Annotated in this window: 19 protein-coding genes; 18 read left to right on the forward strand and 1 reads right to left on the reverse strand. The window is 49.5% G+C overall.

Features of this window, described 5'->3' with window-relative positions; translation table 11 throughout:
- Positions 1–148 precede the first annotated feature (148 nt).
- The 14 genes from RQP50_RS19095 to RQP50_RS19160 all read left to right on the forward strand — a co-directional run bounded on the left by RQP50_RS19095 (position 149) and on the right by RQP50_RS19160 (position 16,321).
- Positions 149–2,545 (forward strand): 3-hydroxyacyl-CoA dehydrogenase/enoyl-CoA hydratase family protein, encoded by a 2,397-nt coding sequence (locus RQP50_RS19095; RefSeq protein ID WP_315746382.1) that lies wholly within the window; start codon positions 149–151, stop codon positions 2,543–2,545.
- Positions 2,546–2,579: 34 nt separating this feature from the next.
- A complete protein-coding gene (locus RQP50_RS19100; protein ID WP_072730556.1) occupies positions 2,580–3,761 on the forward strand; it encodes an acetyl-CoA C-acyltransferase in 1,182 nt (393 codons plus the stop codon).
- 103 nt (positions 3,762–3,864) lie between these two features.
- Positions 3,865–5,649, forward strand: a complete 1,785-nt coding sequence (locus RQP50_RS19105) for an acyl-CoA dehydrogenase family protein (RefSeq protein WP_394358412.1) — start codon at positions 3,865–3,867, stop codon at positions 5,647–5,649.
- Positions 5,650–5,686: 37 nt separating this feature from the next.
- Positions 5,687–7,366 (forward strand): long-chain-fatty-acid--CoA ligase, encoded by a 1,680-nt coding sequence (locus RQP50_RS19110; RefSeq protein WP_315746384.1) that lies wholly within the window; start codon positions 5,687–5,689, stop codon positions 7,364–7,366.
- 96 nt (positions 7,367–7,462) lie between these two features.
- Complete coding sequence (locus RQP50_RS19115) at positions 7,463–7,891, forward strand: PaaI family thioesterase (protein ID WP_021252281.1); 429 nt, start codon at positions 7,463–7,465, stop codon at positions 7,889–7,891.
- 267 nt (positions 7,892–8,158) lie between these two features.
- A complete protein-coding gene (gene uvsE, locus RQP50_RS19120) occupies positions 8,159–9,160 on the forward strand; it encodes a UV DNA damage repair endonuclease UvsE (protein WP_315746386.1) in 1,002 nt (333 codons plus the stop codon).
- Between the two features lie 151 nt (positions 9,161–9,311).
- Entirely contained in the window at positions 9,312–10,082 is a 771-nt protein-coding gene (gene fabI / locus RQP50_RS19125; protein ID WP_021252279.1) for an enoyl-ACP reductase FabI, read from the forward strand.
- Positions 10,083–10,227: 145 nt separating this feature from the next.
- Positions 10,228–11,052: a sulfite exporter TauE/SafE family protein gene (locus tag RQP50_RS19130; protein ID WP_315746388.1), complete on the forward strand. Its 825-nt coding sequence runs from the start codon at positions 10,228–10,230 to the stop codon at positions 11,050–11,052.
- A 101-nt stretch (positions 11,053–11,153) separates the two neighbouring features.
- A complete protein-coding gene (locus tag RQP50_RS19135; RefSeq protein WP_072730553.1) occupies positions 11,154–12,011 on the forward strand; it encodes an inositol monophosphatase family protein in 858 nt (285 codons plus the stop codon).
- Positions 12,012–12,045: 34 nt separating this feature from the next.
- The gene (locus RQP50_RS19140; RefSeq protein WP_142545389.1) at positions 12,046–12,327 is read left to right on the forward strand and encodes a hypothetical protein; all 282 of its coding nucleotides are present in this window, start codon (positions 12,046–12,048) and stop codon (positions 12,325–12,327) included.
- A gap of 209 nt (positions 12,328–12,536) precedes the next feature.
- Positions 12,537–12,776 carry a hypothetical protein gene (locus tag RQP50_RS19145; RefSeq protein WP_268626401.1) on the forward strand — a complete coding sequence of 80 codons (240 nt, stop codon included), beginning with the start codon at positions 12,537–12,539 and terminating at the stop codon, positions 12,774–12,776.
- Positions 12,777–12,848: 72 nt separating this feature from the next.
- Positions 12,849–13,376: an RNA polymerase sigma factor gene (locus tag RQP50_RS19150; RefSeq protein ID WP_005543265.1), complete on the forward strand. Its 528-nt coding sequence runs from the start codon at positions 12,849–12,851 to the stop codon at positions 13,374–13,376.
- Entirely contained in the window at positions 13,376–15,940 is a 2,565-nt protein-coding gene (locus RQP50_RS19155; protein WP_315746389.1) for a DUF4179 domain-containing protein, read from the forward strand. The genes RQP50_RS19150 and RQP50_RS19155 overlap by 1 nt, the downstream gene beginning before the upstream one ends.
- 213 nt (positions 15,941–16,153) lie before the next feature.
- The gene (locus tag RQP50_RS19160; RefSeq protein WP_163974314.1) at positions 16,154–16,321 is read left to right on the forward strand and encodes a hypothetical protein; all 168 of its coding nucleotides are present in this window, start codon (positions 16,154–16,156) and stop codon (positions 16,319–16,321) included.
- 116 nt (positions 16,322–16,437) lie between these two features.
- Here the strand turns inward: RQP50_RS19160 and RQP50_RS19165 are convergent, their stop codons facing one another.
- On the reverse strand, positions 16,438–17,814 hold the full coding sequence (locus RQP50_RS19165) for a C39 family peptidase (RefSeq protein ID WP_315746390.1): 1,377 nt from the start codon (positions 17,812–17,814) through the stop codon (positions 16,438–16,440).
- Positions 17,815–17,999: 185 nt separating this feature from the next.
- Between RQP50_RS19165 and RQP50_RS19170 the strand changes: the two genes are divergently transcribed.
- The 4 genes from RQP50_RS19170 to RQP50_RS19185 all read left to right on the forward strand — a co-directional run bounded on the left by RQP50_RS19170 (position 18,000) and on the right by RQP50_RS19185 (position 22,009).
- Positions 18,000–18,611 (forward strand): RNA polymerase sigma factor, encoded by a 612-nt coding sequence (locus RQP50_RS19170; protein WP_315746392.1) that lies wholly within the window; start codon positions 18,000–18,002, stop codon positions 18,609–18,611.
- Positions 18,550–20,289, forward strand: coding sequence for a DUF4179 domain-containing protein (locus RQP50_RS19175; RefSeq protein ID WP_315746393.1), 1,740 nt, complete (start codon positions 18,550–18,552; stop codon positions 20,287–20,289). Before RQP50_RS19170 ends, RQP50_RS19175 begins: the two co-directional genes overlap by 62 nt.
- A gap of 193 nt (positions 20,290–20,482) precedes the next feature.
- Positions 20,483–21,256 carry a hypothetical protein gene (locus RQP50_RS19180; RefSeq protein ID WP_315746395.1) on the forward strand — a complete coding sequence of 258 codons (774 nt, stop codon included), beginning with the start codon at positions 20,483–20,485 and terminating at the stop codon, positions 21,254–21,256.
- A gap of 21 nt (positions 21,257–21,277) precedes the next feature.
- Positions 21,278–22,009, forward strand: a complete 732-nt coding sequence (locus tag RQP50_RS19185) for a hypothetical protein (RefSeq protein ID WP_072730546.1) — start codon at positions 21,278–21,280, stop codon at positions 22,007–22,009.
- Positions 22,010–22,232 lie beyond the last annotated feature (223 nt).

Genomic DNA, 22,232 nt, shown 5'->3' on the forward strand with positions numbered 1-22,232 from the left:
ACGAAGTGCACCCAGCACTTCTGAAGCAGGGAACATCTCAGAGTATCGTCATCAGCCAACAATTTCATATCTATTTAAAGTCTTGAAGTCGTTCTTGTTGTTCTCATCATGTGACACAGACCATTACAAATTGGGAGGGAACTCGCATATGGTTCAACCGATTCAATGCGCCGCCGTTATCGGCTCTGGCGTAATGGGTGCGGCTATTGCCGCCCACTTGGCGGGTGCTGGCATTCGCTGCCTGCTGCTCGACCTCGTGCCGAACCAGCTTACAGAAGCTGAATCCAAGAAAGGACTCACACTGGAGCATCCAACAGTACGCAATCGTTTAGCTTCGGATGCGATCGCGCGCCTGAAGAAGACGAAGCCGGCACCGCTTTATAGTGAAGAGTTCGCGGGCAGAATTACACCGGGCAATCTCGAAGATGATCTGTCGAAGCTTGCAGACGTGGATTGGATTATTGAGGTCGTCGTCGAGAGACTGGATGTGAAGCGCGACCTGCTGAAGCGAATCGAAGGGGTATGGAAGCCGGGAACGATCGTAACATCGAATACGTCGGGCATATCCATCAACGACATGGTTGCTTCGTGCGGAGAGTCATTTAAAAAGCACTTCTTAGGCACTCATTTTTTCAATCCTCCACGTTATATGAAGCTGCTTGAAATTATTCCGGGAGAGACGACAGATCTGGAAATTGTGTCCTACATGCATGAGTTCTGTGAGCGTCGCCTCGGCAAAGGCGTCGTTGTAGCCAAGGACACGCCGAACTTTATCGCCAACCGAATCGGTACATTCGGACTGCTTATTACATTGCGAAATATGATGGAGCTTGGGTACACAGTCGAGGAAGTAGATGCCGTCACTGGGCCTGCGCTTGGCCGCCCGAAGAGCGCAACGTTCCGTACACTCGATCTGGTTGGACTCGACACGTTCGTGCATGTAGCAGCGAATGTGCATGACCAGACGGCAGCGACAGTAGAGAAAGATGTATTCAGTGCGCCGGATGTTCTTAACCGGATGGTTGATCTGGGCTGGATCGGCGAAAAGCAGGGTCAAGGCTTCTATAAGAAAGTGAAGACCGATTCTGGGAAGGTCATACAGGCACTGCGCTTTGACACGATGGACTACGAGCCGGTACGCAAAATCTCTTCCGCCTCCTTGGAAGCGTCAAAGTCTGCCAAGGGCGCAGCGAATAAAATCAAGGCGCTGCTCGGTACAAAGGATCGTTATTCCGAACTGGCATGGAACACGCTGAAGCCGGTGCTGCTCTATTCGGCGCACAAGCTGGGCGAAATCGCCGATTCGATTGTCGATATCGACAATGCGATGAAATGGGGCTTCAATTGGGAACTCGGGCCGTTCGAAGTATGGGACGCGATCGGCTTGGTGTCGGCTGCCAAACGCATGGAGGCAGAGGGCGACGTGCTGCCAGATTGGGTACGCGCGTGGATTGCTGAAGGACATACTCACTTCTATGAGAAGCGGGAGGCACAACAATTTTACGTTCATGGCGGGGAGTGGACTGAGCTGGAGTCGGCAGCGGAGCATATTTCGCTCAAGCAGCTCAAGCAGCAGAACAAGGTCGTGCTATCTAACCCGGGTGCTAGCTTGATTGACATCGGGGACGGCGTAGCTTGTCTGGAATTCCATTCGCCGAACAATGCCATCGGTGCGGATATTTTGACCATGATTCAGAAAAGCGTGGAGGAAGTTCGCCGTAATTACCGCGGACTCGTTGTGGCAAATGAAGGGCGTCATTTCTGCGTGGGCGCCAATGTCATGCTGCTTCTAATGGAGGCTCAGGAAGAGGAATGGGATGAAATTGATCTTATCATCCGCCAGTTCCAGACTACGATGCTGACGCTGAAGAGACTGGAGAAGCCTGTTGTAGCTGCGCCACATCAAATGACGCTTGGTGGAGGGGTAGAAGCGTGCCTGCCGGCAGACAAAATCATTTTCTCTGCGGAAACGTACTTCGGATTGGTCGAAACGGGCGTTGGCTTGATTCCAGCGGGCGGCGGCTGTAAAGAGATGGCCTTGCGCTCAAGCCAAATCGTCGGCCAAACGAATCCAGACCTGCAATCGTACATCAACAGCTATTTCGAAACAATTGCTATGGCGAAGGTATCGACAAGTGGACATGACACGAAGCGGCTCGGCTATATGGGGCCTAACGACTCCGTCGTTATCAACCCGGATCGCCGTATACATGAGGCGAAGATGGCCGTGCTGGAAATGGATCGGGTCGGATATGCGCCGAGAGAAGAGGAGCGCATCCGCGTCGTTGGTGAACCTGGCAAATCCGTACTGCAGCTGGCAGCCTATACGATGCACCTCGGCGGCTATATTTCAGATCATGACCGGTTGATCGCCAATAAGCTGGCGCATGTGCTTGCGGGCGGCAACGTACCGGCGAACAGCTTGGTGAGCGAGCAATACATGCTCGATCTGGAACGTGAAGCTTTCTTAAGCCTGTGCGGCGAACCGAAGACGCAGGCGCGCATGCAGCACATGCTCTCCAAGGGCAAGCCGCTGCGCAATTAATATCCTTCCAAATTAGGAATGAGGGGAGATCGCAATGAAAGAAGCTGTCATTGTATCTATAGCGCGTACGCCGGTTGGCCGGGCGAAGAAGGGGAGTCTCGCGCAGACGAGAGCTGAGGATCTGGGGAGAACGGTACTGGAGGAAGTTGTTCGACGCGCACCAGGCTTGAACAAATCGGATATTGAGGACGTCATACTCGGCTGCGCAATGCCGGAAGGCGAGCAAGGCTTGAACATGGCACGAATCTTGTCGTTGTATGCAGGTTATCCGCAGGAGGTGCCTGCGGTTACGGTTAACCGGTTTTGTGCTTCTGGCCTGCAATCGATCGCATTTGCTGCAGAACGGATTATGGCCGGCTCTGCGGACACGATTGTTGCCGGCGGAGTAGAGAGCATGAGCGCGGTGCCAATGACCGGTTTCAAGCTTGCACCGCATCCGAAGCTGATCTCAGAAATGCCGGAAGTATACATGGGCATGGGATACACTGCGGAAAATGTTGCGAAGCGATTCGGCATTAGCCGTGAGGATCAGGATCAATTCGCTGCTAACAGTCATCGCAAGGCTGCGGCAGCCATCGCCGAAGGCAAATTCCGTGACGAGATTGTACCTGTCTCAACGGTACAGAGAGGGGTCGACAGCAATGGACGGCCTTGGGAAAAAGAACTGACATTCGATATGGATGAATGCGTTCGGCCGGACACGACAGAAGAAGTGCTTGCTAAGCTGAAGCCTTCGTTCTCCGTGGGCGGCAGCGTCACGGCAGGCAATAGCTCGCCGATGAATGACGGCGCGGCAGCCTGTGTACTGATGAGCGCCGATAGAGCGAAGGAGCTTGGATTGAAGCCGCTTGCGGCCTTCCGCAGCTTCGCGTTGGCTGGCGTCGCGCCTGACATTATGGGCGTCGGACCTGTAGAAGCGATTCCGAAGGCGCTGCGCAAGGCCGGTATTACGCAGGATCAGGTCGATCTGTTTGAGCTGAATGAAGCATTCGCCTCGCAATGCCTGCATATCATTCGCCACTTAGGGCTGGATGAGAGCAAGGTGAATGTGAATGGCGGCGCGATTGCGCTCGGCCATCCGCTTGGCTGCACCGGTTCGAAGCTGACGGCAACACTCTTGCATGAGCTTCGCCGACGTGGTGGCGGCTATGGTGTCGTATCCATGTGCATCGGTGGTGGAATGGGAGCTGCCGGAGTGTTCGAAGTGTTTGCTTAAACGCTGTGCGTAGACTTATTGCCTTGCATTGTTGCTCAAATTGATCAAAAGATTCAAAGTCATTTATCCATTCTTAATCCACTTCGAAAGGAAGAAGATTACCATGACCATGTTGGAACTGAAAATCAAAGGTGGAAGCTTTGTCATTGATGACATCACTCCCGATGCGATTGTTACTCCAGAGGACTTCACCGAAGAACAGCGCATGATGGTGGATACAACTCGTGATTTCGTAGAAGGAGAAGTGCTGCCGCACGACGAAGAATTGGAAAAATTGAATTACGATTTGACGGTTAAGCTGATGCGCAAGGCCGGGGAAATCGGGCTGCTTGGCGCAGATATTCCAGAGGAATACGGCGGTCTTGAGCTCGACAAGGTCAGCTCTACGCTGATCGGCGAAACGCTGACCAAAGCATCTGGCTTTGCGCTCTCGGTTGGCGCGCATGTGGGTATCGGAACACTGCCGATCGTGTTCTTCGGCTCACCGGAGCAGAAGGCCAAGTACTTGCCTGACCTTGCAACAGGCGCTAAAATCGCTGCTTATTGCCTGACGGAGCCGTCATCGGGATCTGACGCGCTTAGTGCGAAGTCGACAGCGAAGCTGTCTGAGGATGGCAGTCATTACGTGCTGAATGGCTCTAAAATTTTTATTACAAATGCAGGCTTCGCAGATATTTTTATCGTATATGCGAAGGTAGATGGCAAAGACTTCACGGCATTCATTGTTGAGAAGGGAATGGAAGGCTTCACGGTTGGGCCGGAAGAGAAGAAGATGGGCATCAAGAGTTCTTCCACTTGTCCGCTCTTCTTCGAGGACGTCAAGGTTCCAGTGGAGAATGTGCTTGGAGAGGTAGGACGCGGACATGTCATTGCGTTCAATATTTTGAACATCGGCCGCTTCAAGCTGGGCGCGGGATGTCTCGGAGCAGCGAAGGAAGCGATCGAACTGAGCGTGAAATATGCTGGCGAGCGCAAACAGTTCGGCAAGGCGCTTACAGAATTCTCTCTGATCGGCAATAAGCTGGCGGATATGAACATCCGTACTTATGTAACGGAATCGATGGTGTATCGGACTTCTGGCTTGGTGGACAATGTGCTGAAGGACATCGATTACAAGCAGCCGGATTCGGGGCAGTTAATGGCCAAGGCAATTGCTGAATATGCGCTTGAATGTTCCATTAATAAAGTGTTCGCTTCAGAGGTGCTTGATTTCGTAGCCGATGAAGGCGTACAAATTCACGGCGGCTACGGCTTTACGCAGGAGTATAAAATCGAGCGCATCTACCGCGACTCCCGCATTAACCGCATTTTCGAAGGAACGAATGAAATCAATAGATTGCTTATCCCAGGCACGCTGCTTAAGAGGGCCGCCAAGGGAGAATTGCCGCTCATGCAGAAGGCGAAGGCGCTCCAAGCCGATCTGATGTCTATCGTATCCATGCCGGAATCAGGTGGAGCGATGGAGCAGGAGGAACATCTCGTTCAGATGGCCAAGAAGATATTCCTTATGCTTGGTGGATTGGCGGCTCAGAAATACGGTACATCGCTTGAGCAGCATCAGGAAATCTTGAGCAACCTTGCTGATTTAATGATTGCTGTATATGCAATGGAAAGCACGCTGCTGCGCACTCGCAAGCTGATGGCGAAGTCCGGCGAAGCGAAAGCAAAACTTGCGATGCAGATGACAACCGTATACGTGCATGAGGCATTCGCAGATATTGAACGAACAGCCAAGGAAACGCTGGCGGCAATGGAGTCAGGAGATGTCTTGCGCACGCAGCTGTCCATTCTGAAGAAGCTGGCGAAGAGCACGCCGATTGACGGCGTTGGCATCAAGCGTGAGATAGCGGAACGCGTGATTCAAGCGGAAAAATACGTGGTCTCGTAATACGCGGGAGCTCCCCGCGAGGAAGGGATGGTTAGGCATGCCATTGGAGAAGCCATGGCTCCGTCATTACCCGCAGGAAATTGACCCGACGTATGATTACCCGCGACAAAATGTCGCCCAATTCCTCATTGATGCAGCCCAGGAATATCCGACACGGCCTGCGCTCGAATTCATGGGGAAGCAGCTGAGTTATGAGCGGCTGCTTGAAGAATGCTGCCGATTCGCAAACGCGCTTGTGCGGCTTGGGATCGGCAGGCAAGAACGAGTGGCAATTATGCTGCCCAACTGTCCACAGACCGTTATTGCGTATTACGGTACGTTAATGGCTGGTTGCATAGCTGTACTGACGAATCCGCTTTATAAGGAGCGGGAGCTGGCGATCCAGCTAGCCGATTCCGGTGCGGCTGCGATCATCACTCTTGATGTATTATATCCGCGTGTGCGTGCCGCTCAGGCACGCACAACGCTTCGGCACGCGATCATAACCTCAATTAAGGATTACTTGCCTTTTCCGAAAAACGTGCTGTTTGCCTTTAAAATGAAGAAAAATGTTCAGGCGGCAGGGATCACTTATGACGATCATGTTCATGCCTTCGTACCGCTGCTCAAAAGCGTACCGCCAAGATTTATGTGCGCCGAGGTGGATGGAGAACATGATCTGGCATTGCTGCAGTATACGGGAGGGACGACAAGTACCCCAAAAGGGGTGATGCTGACTCATCAGAACTTGGTTGCCAATACGATGCAATCGGCTGCATGGTTCTATAAGGTAAAGCGCGGAGAAGAAATCTTCTTGGGAGCGCTTCCATTTTTCCATGTGTTTGGAATGACCATTTTGATGAATCTGTGTACGTTATGCCGGGGGATGAACGTGCTTGTGCCGAAATTCGAACCCTCTGAGATGCTGCGCATTATTCATAAGCTGCGCCCGACCGTGTTCCCAGGGGCACCGACGATGTACATTTCGCTCATTAATCATCCTGACACGGATCGTTATGACCTATCTTCCATCCACACGTGCATTAGCGGTGCTGCTTCGCTGCCGCTTGAGGTGCAGGAGAAGTTCGAGGCGATAACAGGCTGCGTGCTTATCGAAGGGTACGGCTTGACGGAAGCATCGCCGATTACGCATGCGAACCTGCTCTGGGGCAAGCGCAAAAACGGCTCTATTGGCATTCCATTCCCCGATACGGAGGCGAAGATTGTTGATTCCTACACGGGAGAAGAGCTGCCACAGGGTGAGGTAGGGGAACTAGTTGTCCGCGGACCACAAGTAATGAAGGGGTATTGGAACAAGCCGGAGGAGACCGTAACGGCGCTTCGGGATGGCTGGCTGTATACAGGGGATCTGGGCAGGCAGGATGAGGATGGCTTTTTCTCCATCATAGATCGAAAAAAAGATTTGATCATTGCCGGCGGGTTCAATATTTATCCGCGGGAAGTGGAGGAAGTGCTGTACGAGCATCCTTGCGTGAAGGAAGCCGTCGTCGTCGGTGTGCCCGACTCCTACCGAGGAGAGACAGTCAAGGCATATATTGTGACTCGCACAGGTACCCATGTGACCCAAGAGGAGTTAAATGTCTGGTGCCGCGAGCGGATGGCCTCCTTCAAGGTACCGCGCCAATACGAATTTCGCAGTGAGCTGCCGAAGACGATTGCAGGCAAGGTGCTGCGCCGCATGCTTCTGGAAGAGGAAGAATTACTGGTGAAAAAGTAAAAAGGCGAATAAGCAACTAAGCAATTAAGCGAAAAGCAGTAGAACCACTAGCAGACATAAGGTTGAATACGAGAGTGATCGGAGGCGGAGATTTTTATGGCAGAACAGGCCGCATCCCCAGTAGCTATTGCCAGTGAGCGACTTGATCAATTGTATGCGCAAGCGAAGGGAACCTTCTGGGATTACCTTGGCTGCGAGACGATTACGGCAGAGCCGGGGCATGTCGTTCTGAAACTTGATGCTGAACCCCATCATTTGAACGTCATTGGCATCGTTCATGGAGGGGTACTGTCCTCCCTATTGGATAACGCTATGGGATTGGCTACGATGCTGGCTCGTCCTGATGAACATACCGTTACGTCCAACTTGAACGTCAACTTCGTTGCGCCGCTGCATACCGGAGAAATTCGAGTTACGGCGGAAATCGTGCATGAAACGCGCCGTTCAATTACGTGCACAGGACGAGTAACGGATGCAGATGGCAAGCTCGGTTCCCTTGCGCTGGCGACATTCCGGGTGATATAACACCATGTAATAGGTAACGGTAACTTCATAAAGCAAGCCCCTGTACCAATCGGTCAGGGGTTTTTGCATTGGTAAGAAGGTTAGGAGTGTTGGCGCAAATTTAGTGATGAGGAGAGACGGCACTCGGTACATCCGTAACTACGAATATCTCTTAGCCTAGTTCGATTAAGTGCAGGCTAGTAAGGTTATGCTAGAAGGAGAGAATGCCTATCAGGCAGGGTAGAAGTAGGGCCTATACGGCGATAGAAGTGGAGAGGAGTCCGAAGTATGCTGGTTCGTTTCGGATACGTGGCGATGTCCGTCACGGTGGCGAATGCTTCGCCGTCGCGCACGATGACATTCACATCATTTTGCAAACTGGAAGATCGTGCCGCGGCGTTGCGCAAGGCGGAACGCATAGCGGAAGAAAATTTGCATAATACATTGCGGCTCTTGAAGCATAATCGAGCGCATGACATTCAACTGTACCGCTTCTCTTCGAAGCTAATCCCGCTGGCTACACATCCCGAACTAAGCGACTGGGATCCATTCCCGGCCTTGCAGGAGGCATTTCAGGCAATTGGACAATATGTTAACGAGCATCATATGCGTGTGTCATTCCATCCCGATCACTTTACCGTCCTGAGTACGCCGCGCGAAGATGTGCTCATCAAGTCTGTAAAGGATCTGGAGCATCATGTTCGGATGTTCAAGGCCATGGGAGTGGATGCTCGTGCGAAGAACAACATTCATGTCGGCGGGGCATATGGAAATAAGAAGATCGCGGGAGAGCGATTCATAGAGAACTTCAAGACAATGTCTGAAGAGGTACAGAAGCGCATGACACTGGAGAACGACGACAAAACCTTCAATGCGGTAGAGACACTTCATATAAGCGAGCAGCTTGGTGTTCCGATGGTACTGGATATTCACCATCAGTGGGTGAATCATGAAGAGGAATCGTTGGATGAGCTGTGGCCGCGCATATTGAAGACATGGCAGACGCCATTTGGGCAGGCGGACGCAGCGCCGGACGATCCCCTCCCACCTAAAATCCATGTATCCAGTCCGAAGAGCGCTTCCGATATACGTGGCCATGCCGATTATGTGGAAGTGAAGCCCCTACTCGCCTTCCTCAGGGCGATTGCTCCCTATACGGAGCGCATCGATGTCATGCTGGAAGCGAAGCAGAAGGACGGGGCATTATTTCAATTGATGCGGGATCTTGTCCCTTATACGGCGGAAGGGGTTACGATTCTCGACCAAGCGAGCGTGCGAATTGATCCGTAGCTCTTAGCGATGAGATCCACTTGCTACTTGAAAATCAAGCAAAAATAGGATACGTTGAAAAAAGAGCTTTTCCGCAACAGTCAAAAGGGACATGCATATTTCATGAAACCAAATTTGATGATGCGAAATGGCGAGAGGAGGAAATTTAGCAATGTCTCAATTATTAGCAGGTAAAAATATCGTGGTTATGGGTGTCGCGAACGATCGCAGCATCGCATGGGCCATCGCGCAATCACTCGCCGCACAAGGCGCAAGATTGGCATTTACATACGAGAGCGAACGTGTAGAAGCGCGTGTACGCAAGTTGGCAGAGACGATTCCGAACGCCATCATTCTTCCGTGCAACGTTACAGTAGATGAAGAGATCGATCAATTGGCAGATAGACTTCGTGAAGAATTCGGTACACTGCATGGTCTTGTGCACAGTATCGCATTTGCGAAAACAGAAGAATTGACAGGACTGTATGCAGATACGTCCCGTGCAGGCTTTGCGCTTGCGCAAGACATTAGCGCATACTCTCTCGTAGCTGTAGCACAGCGCTTGCATCCGCTCATGACAGAAGGCGGAAGCATTATGACGATGACATACCTCGGCGCAGAACGCGCGATGAAGAACTACAATGTCATGGGTGTAGCGAAAGCTGCGCTTGAGGCTTCTGTTCGCTACTTGGCGGCAGATTTGGGACAGTTCAACATTCGCGTCAATGCGATCTCCGCAGGTCCGATCCGTACGCTTGCTGCGAAGGGCATCAGCGACTTCAACTCGATCTTGAAGCAGGTTGAAGAGAAGGCTCCACTGCGCCGCACGACAGACACGGCGGAAGTTGGCGATACTGCAATGTTCCTCATGAGCCACTTCTCACGCGGCATTACAGGTGAAGTGATCTACGTGGACAGCGGCTTCCACATTGTCGGCGTGTAACACTCGACTTCCATATCCGCCTTGCCTGGCAGCCGCCTGAATTGGTAGCTGCCTGCGGGCGGATTTTTATTTATCCGGGTGGCGGGCAATCTCATACCGCTCAGTAATAGGGCTTACTATGTGAGGAGAAAGTAGGAGCATCCAAATGGCAGCAACCATTATATTTCTTGTTCTTATTGGCCTAATTGCAGCAACGTTCGGCAGTCTTGTCGGACTGGGCGGCGGTATTATCATCGTACCGGGGCTGATTTTTTTCGGGCCGCATTTGCTAGGAGAAGCGATATCCTCCCAGACAGCGGTGGGAACTTCATTAGCGGTGCTTATTTTTACAGCGCTTTCCTCCACACTTGCCTATATGAAGGTGAAGCGGGTGGATTGGCGAAGCGGTGCGATTTATTTTATAACGAGCGGACCTGCTTCTATGCTGGGTGCGGCGTTAACGGAGTATTTCAAGGACAATGTATTTAACTTGGTGTTCGGGTTCTTCATGCTCGGGATGGCAATTCTGATGATCGTGAAGGAACGGCTGAAGCCGGTGAATATCACATGGCGAGGCACACGTATGTATGTAGATCCCTCTGGTCAAGCGACCGAATATGGATACAGTGTTGTGCCGATGCTGTTTATTGGATTTGCAGTCGGCTTCATCTCAGGGCTGTTCGGGATTGGGGGAGGCTCGTTGTTCGTTCCGCTTATGGTGCTGTTATTTCGTTATCCGCCGCATGTCGCTTCTGCCACATCCATGTTTGTCATTTTTCTATCCTCCATTCTCGGAACTACGGTGCATGCCTGGAATGGATCGGTCGATTGGATGCTGGTAGCGGTATTGGCTCCAAGCGCTTGGATCGGCGGAAGATTAGGGGCTGCAATTGCGAATCGAATGTCTGGCAAAGGGCTGTTGCTTGTCCTCCGAATTACCCTGTTCGTACTGGCAATTCGCATGATTGTGAGTGGATTTGCAGGCTCATGAACATTTTACATAGGCTAGGATATTCGAACGAAACTTATAACTGATTACTACGTATATTGGAAGAAAAGGAAGCAATTTTTAATAGAAAGTAGCGTGAAGCCTTGAATACTTCAGATAAAACTCCACACGTGGTCACCAGTAAAAGTTATACAGCGGTAGCGGTCAACTGTGCGGCTAAGACAGGTGAATGGATCAAGAGTAAATTAGGGCAGTACATATCGCTCAATATAAAATCATCTATGCACGATCTCGTTACCGAAATTGACAAAGGAGCCGAGCAGATGATCCGTCGTCTGCTGTTGACTCATTTTCCGCAGCATGCCGTTCTCGGTGAAGAATCAGTAGATCCTGGCAAGGATGCAGCCAAGCGGGCGTTGGAGAACGCACTGCAGGAGGAATATGTTTGGATCATCGATCCGCTTGATGGTACCACGAACTATGTTCACGGGTTCCCATTCTACTCCGTTTCAATTGCTTTGGCGCATAAGGGAGAAGTCATTGTTGGGATTGTGTACGATCCGATGAGAGACGAACTATTCGTCGCAGAGAAGGGCAAGGGGGCCTATGTGCACGGAAGCCGAATGCAGGTGGCGCCTGAACAGCAGCTTGGAGCCAGCTTGATTGCAAGCGGATTCCCCACGGAGCGCGAGCGTGCGCTGCCTGCGAATCTGGCGGGAATTACTGCACTTGCGCCGCAGGTTCGCAACATCCGTACCGCAGGTTCAGCTGCTCTCCATATGGCCTATGTGGCGGCAGGCCGCTTGACAGGGTTCTGGGAACTCAACCTGAATGCTTGGGATTTGGCGGCAGGAAGCTTGCTGATCACGGAATCTGGTGGCAAGGTGACAGATACGTATGGCAAGCCCTATCATTTGGGCGTGCGTGATGTCGTTGCTTCGAACGGACATATCCATGGCTCCTTCATTGAAGCGCTAAGAGATGCGAAAGCTCAAGGGTAGAGAATAGCATTCAAGCTCATACTAGTGGAAGCATATGTTTGAGGGAGGTGTTCCTGTGGCTGAACGGGACAAGGATTCACAAGAACGACTGGAAGCGGAGCTGCATGAGCGTCTGACGGCTGGGGAGATGGAGTCCGAAGAGCCAAGTGAGGCTGTGCGACGGCGGATAGCGCCGCGGACCGAAATCCGTATTCAGACGACGCTGGATCCAATCGTGGAAGAGACGAATCGGTATCGCTCTATCGCTGAGGAAGTAGACGACCGTTATGACCAATATATGAAGCGCGCTAAGCGCGATGGAGAGTCCCGGACATAGTCCGGGATTTTTTTGTGTACCAAAACCATTGCCCGAAGTGAGTCATCTTACTATCGAAATTCATTTTGATGGAGGTTGTTGTTGAAGTGACTTGCTTTTCGCAAATGTATTTATTATCTATTTTTTTCATTTCTGTATAAAAAAACTATTTTAATGGGTTGTGCATCTTATTATCGAAATTGACTTCAAATGAAGGAGGAACGATAATCATGAGATCAAATAAAAAGCTGCTTGCAGCAATAACTGCATTCAGCATGCTCTTCGCTCCGCTCAGTACAGCGTGGACAGCTTTAGCTAAAGAGAGCACGAATAAGGGCATCAAAAGTAATGGGCAAGTGGAAATAGCGATAGCCGATCTGGACGCGCAAAAGGCCCAGAGGGCAATGAAACAACTAACAGGCAAGGAAGTCGAATTGGAAGCAGTCTCGGAATCCAAAGGAACGACGTAATATCATATTTTCCGTTTCCAAAACTATTTAGGGCCTCCATGCATCATAGTGGTGACCGAAGGGGGAGGAACTATGGATCAGAAGATGCTGATTGTCCGCGCGCAGCAGGGCGATACACACAGCTTTGCACTAGCGGTACAGCAAATTCAAGACCGATCGTACCGAATCGCATATAGTTATCTACACGATGAGGCCGCCAGTATGGACGCAGTATGCGATGCTGTGGAGAAGGCCCTTATTCATATACAGAAATTGAAAGACCCCGAAAAATTCAACACTTGGTTCACTCGGATTGTCATCAATCAGTGCAAAACCTATTTGCGTAAAAATAAATCGATAGTCTACATAGAGGACGAAGAGGTTATGGGAGTCGCAAAGCGTCCGCCGACGGACGAAATGCTGGATTTTCAGGCTCTTATGGAGCAGCAGCCGCCAATGACGCGGATGCTCATCCAATTGAAGTATGTACAAGGATACACGCTAGAAGAAATTGCAGAGATGACGGATATGCCGCTGGGCACGGTTAAAACGAAAATATATAACACAATTAAGTTGTTTAAAAAGCAAATGATGCCAGAAATGAAGGAGGCTAGATGCTGATGGAATTTAGGGATGAGGAGATCGAAGCAATGTTCGCAAAATTGCCCGAAGTGCCTATTCCACCTAATCTGTCTCAACGGATTGCGGAGCGGATCGAAAATATGGATCGCCGCCGCCATCGGACGAAGATTGTACAGCGCAGCATAGGAACGGTTGCGGCCGGCGTTTTGCTGTTCTCTGGCTCGATCATGTTTGTGCCTTCCTTTGCCGCGTATGCGAAGCAAATCCCCGGACTGGAGGCCGCAGTCAAGTGGCTGGAGGGGGCGGGCAGCTTTATGGGTATCCGCAATGCCAAGGAGCATGGTTACATTCCGGTGCAGACCTATCGTACGAAGTGGGGAGAGCGGGAGGTTAGCGTCGACAATTTGTATTTGGAAGATGATCGTCTGTTCGTTACGGTTACAATTAAGGGCGAGGATATTGCCGAAGCGCAGCGTTCCGATCGATTGTATAACGATTTCGAGGATTATACGGCTACGCTCCCTGAATTTGATGAACACCGATTCTCAGATGGAAGTAATCATACGACTTCTTATCTTATTGAATCCGTGGATGAGGCGCGTAAACAGGCTAAGGCAAAAGTGGATGGTATTGTTACTTGGACACATAACATTCCTTTGCTTCCAGAATACGTCGAGCAGTTGAAACGAGAAGATAAGGATCGGAAAATAACGATCCGGCTAACAAAAATTAAACGCAATGACGAATACAAAAGCATTTACTCCGAATCAGAGGATATTCAGGTTCCGCTCGGAATCAACAATATAAAGCCAACTCGCGTGGTTAATCTGGAGCGGACGGCAGAACCAGCAAACTCAATTGTGCAGCAGTTTGCTCTTAAGGATATTATGATCTCTCCAACCCGCATGCTGCTTGAGGCTCGAACTCGAATTCAAGATGAAGGAAAGGCAGATCTGCATCCGGGTGACGATTGGAATGAGATTGTCCGAGAGAATCTTATTCTGAAAGATGAAACCGGTAAAGTGTATCCGATTCGACAATCTTCAGGATTCAATGATTTGGTGAATGGGGTTAGCCGCAACCAGTGGGAGTTTGTCCCGTCTGTCTATTTCGAGAACAAGCCGAAGCACATGACTCTGGAATTGAAGAGATTGTATGTGACTCAAGCACGACCCAATCATACGTTCCGTCTTCGCACGGATGATAAATATCCGAAGAAGATCCAATATCAGGGCAGGGATATAACGATACTAGGCACGGAGTATGATAATAAGGGAGTCCTCCATCTCAAGGTTCAGCCAGATCAAGCGGGAAATAACCCGTTTCAGAGCGCATTCTTGACGTATGAGCCCTATTACTTGAAGCTTCAGGAATCAAGCTCGAATGAGCTTTGGAAGCAATATGACTTGAAGCTGGATACACCGGAGACGAGAGCTATTCCATTGGTAGGCAAGCAATTATACGAAAAATATGAAAGAAATATTACGTTCAATTGGGTATTGGGAACGATTTTTGAGGATAAGGATAAATGGGGGCAGGAGAATATCAAGCAAGATGTTTATGATATTGCGATTATGGCTCCGAAATTGGATGAATATGAGATATCGATACGAAGATACAATGAGCCGGTAGAGGTCAATCAGAAGATTGAGTTTACGATCCCGCCGCTCGCAGAAGAACACGATCAGGTAGGGAGCTTGACGGAGCCGAAGCATGGCAAGACGGTGAACGACCTCGATTCTCCCTTGTTAGAGCGCATCAAGCAGGCAGTACGAGAAGTTGCCGGCCGTGACATTGAGTTGAATGGTGTCGAGGAATACCGTGGATCGTCTTATCATGATGTTACCGTCTATAGTAAGGATAACAAGAGCTATGCCGCTCTTGATGTGAAGCGGGGAACTTTCGATGTGAACATCTCTATGAACTACGGTGAGCTGCCAGATAAGATGAAGCGGATTGTTGAAGCACAAACAGGACTGGACGAAAATCAGCTGGCTGCCCGTATTCAGGAAATTACTCGTGCAAAGACAAGGGTAGATCGGGATGTGCATACCTGGATGAGAGGAAAAGATATCGACATCGAGATGGAGGGAGAACGAGTCCTCAGCATGTCTTATGACATTCCGATGGATCAAGTAAGTGCCAAGTCACGTGAGTCGGCGAAGCAAGCTTCCCTCACCGTTAGAGGGAACGAAACCTCGATGGCGCGTGCAAGCCGTACTTATCGCTATGACAGCCGCATCGGAATTGCAAAGGATTATTACAATTTTGAGGATCAGAAGCGTGAGTTGTCCATTCAGGTTGGCTATAACTCTGGACGCATACTGTCCGTTTATGATTCCGACATTTTAGAAACGGGAACGGATGCAACCGAGGCCCTCTTCGACAAATTCTCGAATAAGCAAGTACTCGACGCAGCGGCGCCTGACGTGAAGAGGCTATTCGGCATTGATCTAAACGGGTATTCGGTTGAACGATATAACGGACAGAACTGGTATATCTTCAAAAGAGAAGGCAGCCTGACGATTGAAGGAGAAATGAACCGTCATTCGAAGTTCTACCGCCTGGATATTGATAATAATAACGATATAAATTTAAATTAGACAAGAGAAAAAAAGGTTAGAAAAGCTGACCCGCGAAGCAGAATTCGCTTTGTGGGTCAGCTTTCTGTGTTCATAGGGGTAGTCAGGCATGTTGAAAAAGAAATCCTAATTGCAGTGCTGCCTGCGTAGATATCAACAAGGTGGTGTAGTTGAGTTGGATAGCCAACATGAGCTATTACGGCCAGGTTTCTTAGTTGGAGCGGAGGGATGCGGTTGATTGGCTTTCTGATATGGGTGTTAAGCTGGGTGTGCCTGTTCTGGATATGGGGCGAGGCATCAGCGCGCAAGGGGAAGCAGATTGGTTGTTTATGGGCGCTCGTTGTCTTCCTGCTTGGTCCAGTAGGGATTATTCTCTACCTCATTTTGCGCAACTATGATTAGGGAGAGTTTATCTAAGAATCATTGGGGCAAAGTTTGAATACGGCCAGAAAAAAAGGAACTGACTCTCTGCATAAATGGATGCAGGGAGGACAGTTCCTTTTGTGTTGCCGGTGCGCCTATGTTGCTTGTGCAGTTGGCGCTGTCTTCGTATAGGTGATCGCTTGGCTGCCCATTTGCTCCCATCCGCGCTTGAAGGCGGCGCGCGTGATACGATCGCGGCGGCCAAGTGGATCATGCACGTATACATATTGCTCGTCATAGCCGATCACGAGCAAGGAATGCTCATAGTAGGTAACTTGGATTGGCCCATCTGCAGTATTCCACGTTACCCAAGCGTTAGCGGGAACAGAATCATACAGCGTCGTATGGATAACCCATACGGGTGTCCCTTGTCCAACTGTCCATAACAGATGATCCAGGGAGGTACCAGTCATATCAATGATTCGTCCCGGTAAATACTTCTCCGCGACCTCTGCTATCGGCTCGTGGTATACCCCGAGCCCAGGATTGGCGAACGTGTACATATCGCCGACGAATCCGCGATGCGGATTGCCGAAATAAATGCCGCCATTCTTCTTCTCATAAGGCGTTGTATCTTTACGGATATTTTTCGCAAGCTCCATCTTGTCTACCTTCTGACCTGCGGATTGCAAGAGCATGGCAAGCGCAGTCACTTCACAGCCGCGCGGCAGCTCGGGGAGCTGCAAAATAAGCGGTGCTCCATTCAAGCGGATCGACTTCGGCGCAGGCTTCTTCGGATCCCACATCACATGCTGACCGCGGTAGGTGACTCTGCGTCCGGGAACCTGCTTCGCGTAGTTAACGGCATCTTCCCAGCGGTGGAACAGTGCGGTATAGCTTGTTCCCATCTTGACCGCATACGAGCCGAAGGCATCGTAGGCTAGATAGGAGGACAATTCCTCTCTCCACTCGTTCCACTTCTCTTGTTTAGGCGCCTTAGGTGTCGTTGTCAGCGCGATAACGCCGTCGCTGCTGTAAATATGCCGACCAAACGCTTTACTAGCCGGTCGAAGTGGGACGTAGGTAACTCCGTCCTTCTGGACAGGCAATGTGTTGACCGAGACTGCGGATTTGCTGCCGGATGGGGTCGCGATACTAACCTTGCCTGCCTCGAGCGAATACGTAATCTTCGCGTCGTCTCTTGATAACGTAAGGGTGCGGCCACTCTTATCGACAGCCAGCTCTGCGTCAAGCTTGTCCGCCAAGAAGCGGGCAGGTACAAGTGTCTCTCCCTTCTCTTGATAAGGAGCAGCCTTCGGCTCGGACTCTGCAAGCGGCACCAGATAGCGGCCTACCCTTGCAGTGTTGCTGTACAGCAACAGAACAATGTCATCCGAAGGCGGCCCGAAGGAGAAGGATAGGGAACCTTCCTTGAGCTTAGAGAGAATAAAATTTTGAAAGGGAAATGCACATAAAGCTAGCAATATAAGAAACAGCAGCCATCGATTCAGCTGCCTGACGATTCGCGGCAAAGTTTATACCCTCCTCAGACATACTCCCTTCTTATATCGGCAATGTACCGAGGTTTCATTAGGTACTAAATTTTTTACCCCATTTATCCAATAAATGAACCTTTTATAGAAGATAGTTGTTAATCTAGTAGTGCATGTTCAAGGGGAGCAGCAACTAGCGATGTGTAGGAAAGGTGGAGAACCTGTTGACGGACAGGGAATTTTTCGAACGATACAACAGAGATGTATACAGGACCTGCTACTATATGCTGCGCAATGCCTCGGATGCGGAAGACGTCTGCCAAGAGGTGTTTATGAAGGCGCTCACGTCGGGATGGGAGCAGGTGGAGTTTCTCAAGACGTGGCTCATGCGAATTACGGTCAATCATTGCTTGAATCACTTACGTAAGAAAAAGTCGAGATGGATGAAGGAGAAAGTGCTGTTCTTGTTCCAACGAGAGCAGGTAGAGCCTTCTATTCTAACTGTAGTCGAACAGAAGGAGTCAGAGGACGAGTGGAAGCGGCGGCTTGCGAAGCTGCCTGACAAAATCCGCATCGTCATCACCCTGCGATATACGAACGATCTGCCGCTTGCTGACATCGCGGATATTCTGGATATTCCGCTGGGAACCGTAAAATCCCGGCTGAACCGGGGATTGAAGATGATGAGGGTCATATTGGACGAGCTGGAAGACGACTTGAAGCTGCCGGATGAGCAATCACCCAAGCGAAAAAGTAGCTTGGAAAAAAAGGAAGGTGAGGAACTTGGAGAAAAGAACAAACGAAATAACAAATCTTTCTCAGCAGCTGGGCGATGAAGGCAGCCATTCCTACCCGGACTTCGAGGCGATGTGGATGCGGATCGAGGCGACCAGAAATGAGCAGGACGAACAAGGAACTTCTGCGGTTCCGTTACAGACGAAACCGGTATTCCGCGGGCGCAGGTTGGCTGTGCTGTCAGTGGCTGTGTTTGTGCTATTGGCTACTCCAGTGCTCGCTTATATTACCGGGAAGTGGGATTTTAAAAATCTTAAAGGTGTGGAATCAGCGATCCAACACGGATTCGGGCAACCGATCAATAAGAAGGTTACGAATAGCGGCGTCACATTCGCCATCGATACAGCGGTGTCCGACGATAATGGAACCACGCTGTTATACAGCTTGAATACAGGGGATAAGCAGGAGCGCAAATGGATGTTCGACCAATTTGAATTCAAAGACGATAAAGGAAATTCCATTGCGCGCATGGATCTGGTGCAGATGATGAAGATGAAATGGGATAATGGCCTCTATTGGCATAATTGGAATGAAGAAAGCCGAACCTACAACGGCTTCTTCGATACGTCCTGGACGGTTCCCGGCAAGGAAGCGAATGTGCAATTGTCTGCGCGCGGGCTGCAGGCGTTCGACTATGTTCGTGTACCAATCGATTTGGATCCGCGCAAGGCAGAGGTGCAGACTTTCCCGATTCATGATGGTGGAATTGAGGAATTGAAGGTACAGTTCGTGAAAGACGGACAAGGGCAAGCACTCCTCAAATATTCTGTTTCTTACACGGATGATTCGAATTTCAACATCGTTGGCCCTCAAATTGTGGTGATAAAGGAAGGGGGAATGGTAATTCGATCAGGTGATAAGGCGAATAGAATGATCCCGATTGAGGGGCATCTAGAATGGGGTGTACAAGAAGGCTATAGCTCGGACGAACTGCTTCAGGGCGGCAATTCATTCGAATTTGTGTATGGCGTGAAGGGAAGCCATATCGAGGGAGAATGGGATATCGACATGTTCACCTTGAACAAGGAGAAGGCGCTGCAGGCATCAGTGACCCGGGAATTAAATATTCCGCTCCACACGTCGCAAGGAGATTCGATCCTCCGCAAGCTGATTATCAGACCGACAGCGATAAAATTGGAAGTAGAGAATAAGAAAGTATTCGAGTACATTCCATACCGAGAAGTTTCGTTGCTCGTGAACGGACGTAAGCTTGAAGGCTGGGAGATGATACTGGAATATGCCAATACTTCGCTCTATGGATATCGGCAAGCCTTCACGTTTCCGGCAAGGCCCGACTTACGTTTGACCGCGGACACGCCGGTAGAATTGTTGTTGGAACGTGAGATCGAGAAGATAAAGGACTATAAGAAGCCAATCAAGCTGACAGCTATTACAGATGAAAAGAAAGAAACGCTTGTGAACGTAGAGGGTTATCCGGTCAAAGTAACCTACTATACCAAAAACGGTGACCTGTATGTCGAGAACGAGAGCGAGGATCTAAAGTTCAGCGGCGTTTCTCAGACGTATATGAAACAGGGAGACGAGCGAAAATTCGGGGAAGCCCTGTTTTTCAAATGGGAGGAGAACTGGCTCGATTGGGAGAAATCCAACAAGTACGTAAACGTCTATCGCGGATTTAAGGGACATGAAACAGAGATTTACTTTTTCGAGTTCTTCATTCGACATTGGGATCGGAGTATGAAAATAAAGCTGCAATAGGATGAACGATGCTGTCCTCGTCAGGATATGACGTGAGGGCAGCATTTTTTTGCATTCCTTCCAAATTAGTGAACCTAAATGAGGGCGGCTGTGTTAATTAGCATAGAGGCTTGCGCCTAGGGGATCCCATAAAACGCTATCGTGCGGCCTGAATAACAACCAATATCGCTTGAATAAGAGGGGAGAATAACCTATGAAAAATAAGATGAAAGTAACAATCGCTACACTTTGCAGCATTCTGCTGCTAGGTTCCATGAGCGCTGCTGTACAGGCAGCATCGTCGCAATCATTCAACGGTATCACGCTCAAAACGGCAGCAGCCAAAGCGCCGACTGATGCAGAAAAAAAGAAAATGTTCGAAGCGGAGAAGAAAAAGATATTTCAAATCAAAAAAAATCCTGGGGATTTCTATGTTCTATATGTCAGTGATAAAAAACTGAATGGCGGAAGTGAGTTTTTATATTCTTCGGAGTTCCCCAAATTCACAAAATATGAAGACTACAAGAACTGGACAGCTAAATTGAAGGGAGCAGTTATTCAGGAGCCAGAAGGGATGCCAGAAGGATATAAATTCGTAAATGGAGTAATCCAAAATCCGTATAAACAGTTCAATGAGCAAGTGAAGGCTGAAGCCAAAGGCAAAGTGGTGTACTCCAAAAAGATAGAATGGGATGAAGCCGGAATGATCAGGCTGGAATATGCCAGTGGCAAAAACAAATTGGTGCTGAGTCTGTTTAAGTTAGAAGCTGGAGTGGAAAAGAAAGCTAAAGAAGGATTCCAGTATGAGTCCGCTGACGAGAAGGCCAAGGAAAATGCTAAACAGCCAAAGAATGAAATCCTTCCAGACATCAATAATTCACTGTCATGGACAGAAAAAGGAGTAAGCTGCACGATTTCCACAAATCCCGAGAATCCTTTGACGAAGGAAGAGATGATCAAGCTTGCGAAAACGATGATTAAAAAATAGTTCTGGAGAGGAGCATTACCCATGAAAAACACAAAGAAAGTAACAATCGCTACCCTTTGCAGCATTCTGCTGCTAGTTTCCATGAGCGCTGCTGTACAAGCAGCGTCATCGCAATCAAGCAATAGCATTGCGCTCAAAACGGCGGCTGGCAAAGCGCCGACTGATGCAGAGAAAAAGAAACTGATCGAAGCGGAGAAGGCAAGGATAGTACAGATCAAAAAAAATCCTGGTGATGTTTATCTCGTGTATGTCAGCGATAAGAAGCTGAATGGCGATAGTGAGTTTTTATACTATGTGGAATTCCCAACATTTCAGAAATACGAAGACTACGAGAAATGGACTTCTAAATTGAAGGGAGCAATCGTGCAGGAGCCAGAAGGGATGCCAGAAGGATATACCTTTGTTAAAGGAGTAATCCAAAGTCCGTTCAGCAAAAAATTCGAGGCACAAGTGAAGGCTGAAGCCAAAGGCAAAGTAGTATATTCCAAAAAGATGGAATGGACGGAAGCGGGAGAGATCAAACTGGAGTACAAAAAAGGAAAAGATAATATCATTCTCCAAATGCAAACGGTTCATACCGAAGAAAAGGAAGCTAAAGGATACACATACGAATCCGCAGATAGCTTACATACTGATCGAAATCAAGTTACCTGGTCGGAGAACGGAAAGGTATTTTTCCTCTCCGTAAATTCTGAAAATCCATTGACGGAGGAAGATTTAATGGAGCTTGCGAAAACGATGATTAAAAAATGATACTATGCTGAATCCGGCAAAGCATTATACGGACGAGCAGTGAAGAAGGCGCAAGTGAAGCTCCGCAAAGACAAGTAAAACAGAAACAGCCATAGTCGTTTCCCCCCCGGCTATGGCTGTTTGTTTGCATAGGTTAGATATCTTAATCTTGTTTATTCAGCATATGGAATACTTGCTCGAGGTTCTTGTCTCCGCTGGACGACGACTTGAAGGGGCCAGAAGA

Source organism: Paenibacillus suaedae (assembly GCF_032337355.1).
GTDB classification, from domain to species: domain Bacteria; phylum Bacillota; class Bacilli; order Paenibacillales; family Paenibacillaceae; genus Paenibacillus_B; species Paenibacillus_B suaedae.